Source organism: Parabacteroides timonensis (genome assembly GCF_900128505.1).
Taxonomy (GTDB): Bacteria; Bacteroidota; Bacteroidia; order Bacteroidales; family Tannerellaceae; genus Parabacteroides; species Parabacteroides timonensis.
Map to the genome: position 1 here is coordinate 1,148,158 of NZ_LT669941.1, position 12,187 is coordinate 1,160,344.

The 12,187-nt window shown below is 42.5% G+C and carries 10 protein-coding genes; 3 read left to right on the top strand and 7 right to left on the bottom strand.

Annotated features, from left to right (window positions below):
• Nucleotides 1–52: 52 nt before the first annotated feature.
• The 4 genes from BQ7394_RS12240 to BQ7394_RS12255 all read right to left on the bottom strand — a co-directional run bounded on the left by BQ7394_RS12240 (nt 53) and on the right by BQ7394_RS12255 (nt 5,125).
• Nucleotides 53–1,348 carry a zinc-dependent metalloproteinase lipoprotein gene (locus BQ7394_RS12240; RefSeq protein ID WP_075557696.1) on the bottom strand — a complete coding sequence of 432 codons (1,296 nt, stop codon included), beginning with the start codon at nt 1,346–1,348 and terminating at the stop codon, nt 53–55.
• 27 nt (nt 1,349–1,375) lie between these two features.
• Nucleotides 1,376–2,185: an alpha/beta hydrolase gene (locus tag BQ7394_RS12245; RefSeq protein WP_075557697.1), complete on the bottom strand. Its 810-nt coding sequence runs from the start codon at nt 2,183–2,185 to the stop codon at nt 1,376–1,378.
• 47 nt (nt 2,186–2,232) lie between these two features.
• Nucleotides 2,233–3,972 carry a thiamine pyrophosphate-dependent enzyme gene (locus BQ7394_RS12250; RefSeq protein WP_075557698.1) on the bottom strand — a complete coding sequence of 580 codons (1,740 nt, stop codon included), beginning with the start codon at nt 3,970–3,972 and terminating at the stop codon, nt 2,233–2,235.
• A gap of 88 nt (nt 3,973–4,060) precedes the next feature.
• Nucleotides 4,061–5,125 (bottom strand): cytochrome-c peroxidase, encoded by a 1,065-nt coding sequence (locus BQ7394_RS12255; RefSeq protein ID WP_075557699.1) that lies wholly within the window; start codon nt 5,123–5,125, stop codon nt 4,061–4,063.
• 168 nt (nt 5,126–5,293) lie between these two features.
• On the opposite strand from BQ7394_RS12255, the gene BQ7394_RS12260 reads away from it, so the two are divergent.
• Both BQ7394_RS12260 and BQ7394_RS12265 read left to right on the top strand, forming a co-directional pair.
• Nucleotides 5,294–6,646: an MATE family efflux transporter gene (locus tag BQ7394_RS12260; protein WP_075557700.1), complete on the top strand. Its 1,353-nt coding sequence runs from the start codon at nt 5,294–5,296 to the stop codon at nt 6,644–6,646.
• Nucleotides 6,647–6,689: 43 nt separating this feature from the next.
• Nucleotides 6,690–7,193, top strand: a complete 504-nt coding sequence (locus tag BQ7394_RS12265) for a GNAT family N-acetyltransferase (RefSeq protein WP_075557701.1) — start codon at nt 6,690–6,692, stop codon at nt 7,191–7,193.
• Here the strand turns inward: BQ7394_RS12265 and BQ7394_RS12270 are convergent.
• Nucleotides 7,165–7,878, bottom strand: a complete 714-nt coding sequence (locus BQ7394_RS12270; protein WP_075557702.1) for a CPBP family intramembrane glutamic endopeptidase — start codon at nt 7,876–7,878, stop codon at nt 7,165–7,167. The two genes, BQ7394_RS12265 and BQ7394_RS12270, sit on opposite strands and share 29 nt — an antisense overlap.
• A gap of 349 nt (nt 7,879–8,227) precedes the next feature.
• Entirely contained in the window at nt 8,228–8,689 is a 462-nt protein-coding gene (locus tag BQ7394_RS12275; protein WP_075557703.1) for an Lrp/AsnC family transcriptional regulator, read from the bottom strand.
• A 179-nt stretch (nt 8,690–8,868) separates the two neighbouring features.
• Here BQ7394_RS12275 and BQ7394_RS12280 point away from each other — a divergent pair, with 179 nt between their 5' ends.
• Entirely contained in the window at nt 8,869–10,155 is a 1,287-nt protein-coding gene (locus BQ7394_RS12280) for an O-acetylhomoserine aminocarboxypropyltransferase/cysteine synthase family protein (protein ID WP_075557704.1), read from the top strand.
• 386 nt (nt 10,156–10,541) lie between these two features.
• On the opposite strand, the gene BQ7394_RS12285 is transcribed toward BQ7394_RS12280, so the two are convergent.
• The gene (locus BQ7394_RS12285; RefSeq protein ID WP_075557705.1) at nt 10,542–12,179 is read right to left on the bottom strand and encodes a hypothetical protein; all 1,638 of its coding nucleotides are present in this window, start codon (nt 12,177–12,179) and stop codon (nt 10,542–10,544) included.
• Between the last annotated feature and the right edge of the window lie 8 nt (nt 12,180–12,187).

Sequence of the window (12,187 nt, forward strand, 5' to 3'; positions counted from 1 at the left end):
AAAATGCATAAAAAGGTGGCCAAAGGGTCGCCTTTTTATGCATTTTGAATGATTACTTTATTACGCGTATCGGCAAATCCAATGGACCTTTAACAGAACGAGTCTTTGTCTGCCCTATCTTCGGACCAGGTATCAGCGGGCTATATGTCAGGACGTGACGTATACGGTCACGTTGGTCAGAAGTAAACTGAAAGGAATAGCTGACAGCATAATCCATAATATTGGTAGAAATAAATGTCTTACCGGTCTGGCAATCTTCACGCTTGACTAACGTATAAAAGTCAGCGTCTCCAGACTCTATCTGCAAGAAATACCATTCGTCATAATATGTTTTATTATATGTCGGGGTATCATCACAATAATCCGAGTCCATGCAACCTCCGGATGAAGTACCTACTTTATCTTCAGTAAAGACATGACGCAGTCCTAAATAATGCCCCAGTTCATGAGCTAATGTAACAACTATGTCGGTAGTTAGATAATATTGATCGTCGGACTCATCATTAATATACTGGCTGTTAATCGAAACACTATACGGAAACTTAAGATCCTCCAACGATAAATACGAATACTCCGTTTCGTTGACCCCTATCAACCAATTATGTCCTTTAATGGTGAACGGAAGATGTGAAATACCTAAAGCCTCAGTTCCGGAATTGTCTTGCTTGAAAAAATAAACCATAACATTGATATATTCATTGGGGTCCCAAAGCAAAGATACGTACTTTCCAGTCTCATCAGTCATGAATTCGTCACAATCGATCGGATATTCACCAGTCCATTTAATATATTCTACGCCGGGAGAAGCAAGCGTTTCTCCGGCGGGTGTTTTCGTTGCTAATGTAAAGGAAAGATTCATATCCAGACTGTTAACTCCATCCTTGTAATAGCCGTTCACTTTATTAAGTATATCGGCCAGGCGGTCCTTACTGACATATTGTAAAACGTCCGACTCGTTCTGATAAAGCACGTGAAAAATGACAGGGAGCTTGTAATGAAGTTCACCTTCGTTTGCATTCTGATGTATTTCGATCTTTTTCTCAGTTTTACCACTTTTTATTGTAACAGTCGCAGTTCTTGCTGTTGTTTCCAGGTTACCTTGAACTTCTATTGCACATTTCTGGCTGCCTGTCCCTTTTGTCGGAACGAGAGCGCACCAGGTTGCATTGGATGAAGCAGTCCAAGCAGCACCAGATGTGATTTGAACCTCTAAGGTCGCCCCTTCATAACTGACATCATTAAAAGCTGACTCCGACAATTCAAATTGCAGGTTTTCCGAGTCCGAGTCTTTACATCCGGCAAAGAGGGAAGTCAGGATAACCAATAAAAACAGATATTTAATTTTCATGTTGATCAATTGAGGAAAAAAATGTTTTTATTTACGTTTATCGAAATAATTCTTGAAGAATAATATCTGATAATCAATTGAGTTACGCCAATACTCGCTATTATGCGCACCGGGTCGTACAAGAAAATCATGGTCGATCTTATATTTCAGTAGTTTCTTATGGAAATCGTTGTTCACTTCAAAGAAGAAATCGCTATAACCACAATCAATGATGATTGCCAAGTCGCCATTTTTCAAACGGTCGATCTGATTGATTGCCGTATGGTTGTCCCATACTTCCTGATTTTCGCTTTCTTTACCTAACCAATCGCTCATATGCCAGTTGTTCGGAAAAGGGCGAATATCCACTCCACCGCTCGTACTTCCGGCTGCACCAAAGACATCTTTATGACGGAATGATAACCACATCGCACCGTGGCCTCCCATACTCAATCCTGTTATAGCACGTCCGGTACGATCTTTAATCGTTGGATAATTAGCATCTATATAATCGATAAGTTCTTTCGATACAAACGTTTCATAGCGATAGGAGGGATCGACCGGGCTATCCCAATACCAACTGTTTTTACCATCCGGACAGACAAATATAAGACCATATTGGTCAGCAATCTCCGGCAAATTCGGCTTTACGGAAATCCATGTTTTCGCATTACCTCCGTGCCCATGCAATAAATAAATGACAGGGGCTGTCGTTTTCCCATTTCCCGGCAAAACTACGACTGTCTGAACATCTTGGTTCATCACATTACTGCGCACATTTATAGTATCGACGACTGCGGCCTGCAAAGACAGGGCAAAAAACGCTATTAGCGATAAAAAGAATACCTTTGCTTTCATAATCAGAGTAAAATTTTAATATCGAAAACAAAGGTATTTATTTTTATTTAAAACACCTCTTTCCAGTGCTTCAGGTTTGTATCAATTGTATCCATAATTTCTTTGGATCGTCCCTGCATCAATAGCTTGTACATAGTCTGAGCAAAGCCGAGCATCTGGGTAAACTCAATTTTCGGAGGCATTGCCAGGGCATTCGGATCGGTCATGATATTGACGAGGACAGGACCGTCTGAAACAAAAGCCTTTGTCAATGTCGATAATACGTCGTCAGGATTACTTACATTATAACCGGCCATTCCCATCGAAAGAGCCACTCGTGCAAAGTCGGGGTTCAGCATTGTGGTCTGCCAGTCGGGCAATCCGGCTACCTCCATTTCTAATTTGACCATTCCCAATGAACGGTTATTGAAAACAACCAATTTGATCGGTAATTTATACTGTACGATCGTTGCGAGATCGCCCAACGACATAGAAAGACCACCGTCGCCACACAAAGCTACGACCTGTCGTCCCGGATAAGCCAGAGCCGCACCGATAGCCTGTGGCATCGCATTTGCCATCGAACCATGATTGAAAGAGCCTAACATCTTACGTTTCCCGGTAGCCTGCAAATAGCGTGCTCCCCATACACAGGTCATCCCTGTATCAACCGTAAAGATGGTATCATTCGCAGCGAGCTCATTAATGACGGAAATCACATATTCAGGTTGTATCTTTTCTTCTTTGCCTTTCACTTTGGCAGACGACCGGAGGTTGTCTTTTACCTTTTCATAATGCGCCAGCTGCTCACGAAGGAAAGAATCGTTTTTCTTTTGATGAATGAGAGGAAGTAGTTCCAGCAAAGTGTCTTTCACATCCCCGCAAAGTCCCATTTTAATTTTGGCACGACGTCCGAGACGGTTAGCTTTGATATCAACCTGTACAATCGTATTGTTTTGTGGCATAAAGGCTTCATAAGGGAAGTCTGTTCCAAGTAAAAGCAGAACTTCAGCCTCATGCATGCTGTAATACCCCGAAGGCATACCCAGTAAGCCGGTCATTCCCACTTCATTCGGATTATCGTATTGTATCTCCATTTTACTTTTAAAGGAATAAGCGACAGGCGCATTCAAAAGCTGGGATAATTCAACCAACTCTTTATGTGCATCCTTTGCTCCTATCCCACAAAAAAGAGTAACCTTTTCCGCCTTGTTCAACAGATCAGCCAGTTCATTGATCTCTCCAGCCGAAGGGCACACGCGCTGCCGGGTGGGAAACGGAAGCTGGGAAGACTCTCCTTCGCTGGCCGTCTTTGAAGTCAGGTCGCCAGGCAAACCGATCACTCCTACTCCACGGAACGAGAGAGCAGCCTGTATAGCTCCTTGTAGCATCCGGGGAAATTGCTCGGGTATAGTTGCCACCTGATTATAATGGCTGCAATCTTCAAACAATTTGATCGTATTGGTTTCCTGGAAATATTCCGTTCCGAACTCGTGAGTCGGCAAAGTAGATGCGATAGCAAGAACAGGAACACCTGTGCGCTGGGCATCATACAACCCGTTGATCAAATGTACATGCCCCGGTCCACTACTTCCCGCACAACAAGCTAATTCTCCACTCAGTTGTGCTTCAGCTGCGGCAGCATAAGCTCCTGTTTCTTCATGACGCACATGGATCCATTTGATTTTTCCATTCTTTCGTACTGCTTCGTTTACTTCATTCAAACTATCACCTGTGACGGCGTAGATACGTTTAACACCTGCCTTTTCCAGCGTGTCGACTAATTGTTCCGCTACATTCTTTGCCATATTATGTTTACTTTTTCTTTTATGTTTTGTTTATAAAAGAACTATGGTGGAAAGCAAAATGTTTTGAAAATATAGCAAAGATTATGACTTACCGGACCTGAAAACCGTCAGTCAGTGTTAACATGAAGGCCACGATAGCGGCTTCTTCATCCGGGGTCAGTCCCAGATGTCCCAGTTCATCCTTGTTGACGGTAGCAGCATATTCCGGCTCCGGATAATCCGCCACATCACGAACGTTGTAGAAATGTACGATCTCTTCAAGAGTCTTGAAATAGCCGTTGTGTCCGTAAGGAGCCGTCAGGGCTACATTCCGCAAAGTCGGAACACGGAACTTGCCGAACTCGGCACTGTCTTTCAGGAAAGAACCCAAGCCCATGTCCATCGTATCACGGTCGCAGAGGTTATAAGGAGCAGAAACGGTGAAGAATGGATTGTCCGGGTTGGAAGGAATTCCCAGGTTGTCGTATGTATGATCTGTAAACAATACTTTCCCTACCCGTTCGTCCGGTTCAAGAATATGGCATTCGGCACAAAGACCTTTTTCTCTGAACAAATCCAGTCCTAATTGTTCCTGATCCGTCAACTCACATTCTCCAGCTTGCCAGGCATCATATTTGGAGGAAAACGGACTCATTTCATCCGATCGTTCATAGGCAGCTATCGCATCTGTTATATAAGAGAAAAGTGAGTCTACTGAAGTTGAAGCCCCATATATCTTTACCAGTTCCGGATAGTAATCGGCACGGCGAACTTTCTCTGTGATCATTTTATTGTCCTGATTACCCATTTCCAACGGATTAACAAATGGTTGTGCAGCCTGTTCTTCCAGTGTATTCACACGTCCGTCCCAGAAAAGTCCGCCCACCCAGGTTTCATCTTCCTCATTATAGTGCAAAGGCGGAACATAACTCGAATAGGCACAAGTCATTGAATTACGATTGCTGAAACGCCCTTTTACCGCTCCTTCCGATGTGATACGAGAGTAAACATCTGCAAACCCTTTCTCCGGTGTATGACAGGTGGCACAAGATTGTCCGACAGGCTCTGAAAGATTATCATCAAAGAATAACTTCTTTCCGAGTAATTCTTTTTCATTCAATCCAGAATCCTGACCGGATGTACACGAAAGGAGAAAGACTGTACTTCCTATCATCCCTATTAGCAATATAATTCTCAAATAAGCATTCATGTAAGCAATGATTTTCCTGATAAGAACAAAGATAATATATATTCAGATAAGATACAATAGTTTTTATAAGTGTAATTTTAATCCTTTTAATGCAAAATATATACCTTTGCACAATTGTTTAGGTATAAATTTATGGGAACATCTAAAGAAATGACTTCCGGCCGGGCACTTCCACTGATCTTCAGTTTTGCCATGCCGGTACTTTTAGCTAATCTGCTTCAACAAACCTACTCTCTAATCGATGCAGCGATCGTTGGTAAGTTCTTAGGGATCGGTGCTTTCTCGGCGGTCGGTGCAAGTACGTCCGTTATTTTTCTTATCATCGGGTTTTGCAATGGATGTTGTGCCGGTTTCGGTATTCCGGTGGCACAAAAGTTCGGTGCACGCGATTACAATACAATGCGGCGTTATGTGGCTATCAGTTTGCAATTGGCTGCATTTATGTCAGTTATCATTGCTATAGTAACAAGCATTTACTGCAAAGATATTTTAAGGATTATGCAGACGCCGGAAAATATCTTTACAGATGCTTATTTTTATCTACTCGTTACTTTTATCGGCGTACCATGCACTTTCTTCTATAATTTGCTTTCCAGTATTATCCGTGCCTTGGGTGACAGCAAGACCCCGTTCTGGTTCCTGCTCTTTTCCACAATCCTAAACGTGATACTCGACCTGGTTTGCATACTGATATTCAAATGGGGAGTTGCCGGTGCAGCAATCGCCACTCTTCTATCGCAAGGAATTTCGGCTATCCTTTGTTTCATCTATATGTATCGCCGTTTCGAAGTATTACAGGGAACACGCGAAGAGCGAAAGTTCAACATGAGATTGGCAGGCAACCTGCTCTGGATCGGTGTTCCGATGGGACTCCAGTTTTCTATTACAGCTATCGGCAGTATTATGTTGCAAAGTGCCAACAATGCACTCGGGTCAGCCAGTGTTGCAGCTTTTGCTTCTGCCGTGCGTATAAAATCATTCTTTATGTGTCCTTTCGAAAGCCTAGGTATTGCTATGGCAACCTACACCGGACAGAACTATGGTGCCGGAAAACCCCAGCGTATCTGGCAAGGGATCAAAGCCAGCGGTTTAATGATGATCGTTTATGCAGCCTTCGCATTCCTTGTCATGATGCTGACTTCAGAGCAGTTGGCACAGATATTTGTCGATCCCACAGAAACGGAAGTTATCAGTAAAGCAGTTCAGTATATGCATGTATCATGTTCATTCTTCCCTATCCTCGGAATACTATGTATCTTGCGTTATACAATTCAGGGAGCCGGATTCACAAACTTGGCTATGCTTTCGGGTGTTTCAGAAATGATTGCCCGCACGCTGGTCAGTATTTATGCAGTACCGGCATTCGGCTTCCTAGCAGTCTGTTTCGGTGATGCGACGGCCTGGGTAGCCGCTGACTTATTCTTAATCCCAGCCTTTATGTACGTATATAAGAAAATAAAAGAGATAAAAAGAGCAGAGATATAGACAATATTTGACTAATATTGCATACTGCAAATGCTGAAAAATAATGAAGAAAGAAGAATACGATATAGCGATACAAAAAGCCGATTATAAAGATTTGCCGATAATTCTCGAAATACAGAAAACTGCATTCCTTGAAGAAGCAAAGTTCTATAACGACTATAAGATAGCTCCATTAATTCAAAGTCTCGATGAGATACAAAAAGACTATCAGGATCATTTATTCCTGATAGCGACTTATCTGAATCAAATCGTCGGATCGGTGAAACTACGGGAGCAAGATCTATCTTGTTGGATCGGCAGACTGATCGTCTCACCCGAATTTCAAAACAAGGGCATCGGGCGTAAATTACTTATGGAAGCTGAGAAACATTGCCCGACAGCAAAGGAATTCATCCTTTTTACCGGTTCGCAAAGTACAAAAAATATCAGGTTATATGAATCCATTGGATACAAAAAGGTGGAAGAATATGCCGATGAAAACAATCCGGATCTCCTATTAGTCAAAATGATTAAAAATATCAGATCCACCCCAATGCTATCGCAATAACCCCCGGACCATTAATGGCTCCGTGAATAATGACACCAGTCCATGAGTTTCGCGTTTTCTGGACGATATAAGGTTGGATAAACATTAAAGGCAGTAACATCACCCAAAGTTGCCAACCGAAGGCCAGATAGAAAAGGCTCCATCCTGCTCCCTGAACGATCCATGTATATTGTCCGGAAACCAACTCCTGGCGTGGTTGCATAACACCCCGCCAGAGTATCTCTTCTCCCATAATATTAAATATCCAAAATACAAACCAAACAGCCAATAACCAATAACGACTAGGGCCTAAAGGTTCAAACTCCATAAACGCAGGCGTATAATCAAGTTTATCGACAAATAAAGCGATTATCCCCATAACGATAAGCATTCCTATCGCAGTAACCAGTATTCCAAAAATACTCCAAAGCCAATCAGGTCCGGTCATTCTGACAAACCGCATTCTTTTATACCATGTCCGATAAGTCAGTTTATATATCTCTGATTTAAGTATAGCTATTGCCAGAAGAATGAGAGGAAAGAAAATGCCAAGTGCACCGACAATAAACCAGAGCAGGATCGGCTCCTGCCCCGTCTTCCCGCTAAGATAAGGAATTGTATAATGAGTTTGAAGCCACATAAGTAATGCAGCAATGATATATATTGAAAATGAATAAAATAACTTCATTCTTGAAAGTGGTTTCATCTGCTATTCTTTTTCTGAGAGTTTTATAGAATGAAATAATACGCCCTTGAATTCCGACAAATATACTGTTTATATATCTGATAATGAAACTATAATGAATAATATCGACCATTACGCCAGCCAGCCTTTGCATTTGAAGAAGTCATAAACGGCATTTCATTCGTCTCCACCTTATTCAACAGGAAAAACAAATGAATCATCAAAAAAACAGAGCATCATTACAGCAATTCAAAAAATAGTTGTATATTTGCTGTTGAAAAACGTAAATTTTTTCATAGTTAAGGTTTTGGTTAAGAAATGGCCCACTTGTGAAAGTTAGCCATTTCGTTTTTTTATACCTACCCGTCTCTTAAACATGAATGCCATAATCATGCTTCACTTCATCCATAACGAAAGTGCTTTCCAGAGAACCCAGACTGTCAATCGTTCCCAGAACATTGAGAATAAACTCCTGGTAGTATTTCATACTCGGAGCATGGATCTTCAGAAGATAATCATAACGCCCGGATATGTTGTAGCATTCTGTTACCTGGGGTATATCCTGTATTATCCGCGTAAACTCGGCTGCGATATCCCGGTTAAGCCTGCTCAGTTTTACACTGCAAAAAACCACAAAGCCCTGATTTAACTTTTCGGCGTCCAATACGGCAATATACTTCTTTATATATCCGTTACTTTCAAGCCGTTTAAGGCGTTCGAACACAGGTGTCGATGAAAGACTTACCCGGGCAGCCAGCTCTTTTGTCGTCAACCGGGCATTCTCTTGCAGCGTACGGAGAATTTGCAAATCCGTTTTATCCAAAGTATCCATAGAATAAAATTCTTTACAAGAAACCTTTTTAACAGTTCCTCAATTCATATTTTCTTTATACAGCCACAAATATAGTGACATTTTCCATATTTAATCTAAATCTTGTTTGATATAACCAAGTGCCATACATTTGTCAGAAAATAATTCAAGAATAAACAAACTAAAAAGAATATACAATTATGGCAACAAAGAAATTACATTTCGAGACATTACAAATTCATGTAGGACAAGAACAAGCCGATCCGGCTACGGATGCACGTGCAGTTCCCATTTACCAGACTACTTCATACGTGTTCCATAATTCAGCCCACGCAGCAGCCCGCTTCGGTTTACAGGACCCGGGCAATATTTATGGGCGCCTGACTAACTCTACACAGGGAGTTTTCGAACAACGTGTAGCCGCACTTGAAGGAGGCGTGGCCGGACTGGCTCTCGCTTCAGGAGCAGCAGCCGTTACGTATGCATTCGAGAATATCACCCGTGCAGGCGATCATATTGTAGCTGCCAAAACCATTTATGGAGGAAGTTATAACTTACTGGCACATACACTCCCTACATACGGTGTGACAACGACTTTTGTCGATCCCTCCGACTTATCGAACTTTGAAAAAGCGATCCAGGAAAATACAAAAGCTGTTTTCATTGAGACACTAGGCAATCCGAACTCAAATATTATCGATATAAAGGCTGTCGCCGATATCGCCCATCGACACAAAATTCCTCTGATTATCGACAATACTTTTGGTACACCTTACCTAATCCGTCCCATTGAACACGGTGCAGATATTGTTGTACACTCTGCCACCAAATTCATCGGCGGACACGGTTCTTCATTGGGTGGCGTCATTGTCGACTCCGGTAAATTCGATTGGGTAGCTTCCGGCAAGTTTCCTCAACTGACTGAGCCCGATCCAAGTTATCACGGTGTACGTTTTATTGATGCCGCCGGTCCGACAGCTTATGTAACCCGCATCCGTGCAATCCTGTTACGCGATACGGGAGCAGCCATTAGCCCATTCAATGCCTTTATATTGCTGCAAGGTTTGGAAACCCTTTCATTACGCGTAGAGCGTCACGTGGAAAATGCACTGAAAGTCGTAGAGTATTTAAGAAACCATCCGAAAGTAAAGAGGGTCAATCACCCAGCATTAATAACACATCCCGACCATACCCTTTATGAACAATATTTCCCGAAAGGAGCCGGTTCCATCTTCACAATCGAGATAAACGGGGGACAAGAAGAAGCGCACCGCTTTATAGACAGTCTGGAAATATTCTCACTGTTGGCAAATGTTGCTGATGTGAAATCACTGGTTATCCATCCAGCCAGCACAACACATTCACAACTCAATGCAAAAGAGTTGGCAGAACAGGAGATTTATCCGGGTACAGTACGCTTATCAATCGGAACAGAACATATCGATGACTTGCTAGCCGATCTGGATCAGGCCCTTGCTAAAATATAAAAGTAATTTCCGTTATCAGTACCCTGAAACCAAAAGAACCGCACCAAAATAAGTTCAGTTATTGTCAAATTTGAACCTATTCGTGTCATTGTCTTCAACAAGGCTTTGCCTTGTGCCGTAGGCTCTATTTTGCCGTCGGTTTTAACCGACGGATATAAAAGACAGGAGGCAAAGCCTCTTCCTTTGTGGGCTTAAGCCCCTTTAAAACAGGGACTACCATTATATCTCAAAAGGGTTAAAACCCACAAAGGAATCCGACAAAGCCGGAGCATTTAATCTATCCGTCAGCTAAAGCAGACGGCAAAAGAGAGCCTGCGGCATGAGGCGGAGCCTCATAAAAGACTCAGTTTTTATCAAATTTGAGCTATTAATAGTGTCGGTACATATCAAGGATAATTATCCACTATCGTTACGGATATGGTCGCCAATGACGAACGAAACTTCTCATCATCATATGGAGATTCGTTTCCTTTGATATCGTACATGATCGACACTTCCCCCTTATAGCCTTTCACCGGGAAAAATAACGCTTCGGCAGTACTCTCATCATACACCCATCGCCCTTTTCCTGAGACGAAATGTTCAAATGTCCCTTCTCCCAGACAAGTATATTCATCCGTCCAGAAGCGGAAACTCGAAGGGTCCAGATAGTCTTTACTTCCTATCGGCGTACCGCCGTTGTCGATATAACCCAAATCATTCTCCAAAGGACGTATTGTGATAGGTCCCCGACGATGATCCGTTATATCATCATTGGCTGTATTGGCTCCGTATAACGGGGTGATACGAAGATTCTTGATGACATTCGTATAGTTCGTTTCCGTTCCCGTTGCGGCAGTGAATCCTATAACCAGCTCGTCAGGAGTATCGACCGTATAAGTTATCCGGGGAGGAACAGTTGCCACATAGGCATAATCGTTAAGTATCGCACCTGGCAACCCGTTTTCTATATAAGTAAGCGTTGCCGGAAAGGTAAAATTCTCAATCACCGTTGTCGACGTTTTTCCATGTTGTACAGCTACTGTTATTTTAAACCCACCCACCGATTTGTCCGGATTCGATTCGAGTTTGATGATTGCTTTCCGATATTCAGCCTCTTCCGGACTTTCGAACCTTTTGCCACCAGCAATATCAAACGGTTGTGCAATCGGAGGAATAATACCACCCGGCAGGAAAGTGCCCTGTTCATATCCTCCGGTATCTGTATTCAAAATAAAACCTGCTTCGTTCCTCAGATTGGAAGCGTCACTGTTTCCTCCCGTATATCTTGTTGCCAACACCGGATATCCCCAATCCCCCTCGTACAAAGTATATTGCAAAGAGCCTGAAGGATGGCGGGAAGTTAAATCCTGTCTATCGGGACCAGCAGCTCCTCTGATTGTAATGTTACTCGGAGTATTATATTTTGTTGGTTTTTCACTGGGGGTTGAATTTGTATCGAAATAAGGAACTCCATTCCGTTGTTCCTGTCCCTCCATACGGATAGTCTTCAAATTTTTCTGATCCAGAGCAATAGCCAGATAACCGCCTAGAATTCCTTTTATCCGCTGTTTCTCGATATTGACACCTCCCAGAGTTCTATTCGTCCATCTGTAAGTATAGCCGAAACCGGCTCCTTCAGCACCATATTCCAAATTTCCAGCCCGGTCGGCATCAACCAGAAACATAGTAATCCCATCCGTTATACCACCGGTAGAACCCGGAGTCGGATACATCATATATTCAAATTCGATCTTCAAACCGTCGTTGGTCGTAAAGGGATAACCGGGAAGATAGAAGGCGCCGACTTCACTTTTCTTTGTTGTGAGTTGTAAGCCAAGCTCATCGACTAGCTCCGCTTTATTAGACCTATCCACACCCGGTTTAGCGAAAAGATTATTAGGAACAGGTTTTTCGACATCCTTCATCTTTCCATCCAGAAAAGAACGGAAAAACGGAAAACCACCTATCCTCGTTTGGGCTGTCAGTGAAGAGAATATCAACGGCAAAGCAATTATCAATATAAAACATATTTTTCTTTTCATCGTCTAAT

Coding starts and splice junctions, on each gene's coding strand:
- BQ7394_RS12285 (WP_075557705.1), bottom strand. CDS start 12,179: ATGAAAAGAAAAATATGTTTTATATTGATAATTGCTTTGCCGTTGATA.
- BQ7394_RS12245 (WP_075557697.1), bottom strand. CDS start 2,185: ATGAAAGCAAAGGTATTCTTTTTATCGCTAATAGCGTTTTTTGCCCTG.
- BQ7394_RS12275 (WP_075557703.1), bottom strand. CDS start 8,689: ATGGATACTTTGGATAAAACGGATTTGCAAATTCTCCGTACGCTGCAA.
- BQ7394_RS12255 (WP_075557699.1), bottom strand. CDS start 5,125: ATGATAGGAAGTACAGTCTTTCTCCTTTCGTGTACATCCGGTCAGGAT.
- BQ7394_RS12265 (WP_075557701.1), top strand. CDS start 6,690: ATGAAGAAAGAAGAATACGATATAGCGATACAAAAAGCCGATTATAAA.
- BQ7394_RS12280 (WP_075557704.1), top strand. CDS start 8,869: ATGGCAACAAAGAAATTACATTTCGAGACATTACAAATTCATGTAGGA.
- BQ7394_RS12260 (WP_075557700.1), top strand. CDS start 5,294: ATGGGAACATCTAAAGAAATGACTTCCGGCCGGGCACTTCCACTGATC.
- BQ7394_RS12240 (WP_075557696.1), bottom strand. CDS start 1,348: ATGAAAATTAAATATCTGTTTTTATTGGTTATCCTGACTTCCCTCTTT.
- BQ7394_RS12250 (WP_075557698.1), bottom strand. CDS start 3,972: ATGGCAAAGAATGTAGCGGAACAATTAGTCGACACGCTGGAAAAGGCA.
- BQ7394_RS12270 (WP_075557702.1), bottom strand. CDS start 7,878: ATGAAACCACTTTCAAGAATGAAGTTATTTTATTCATTTTCAATATAT.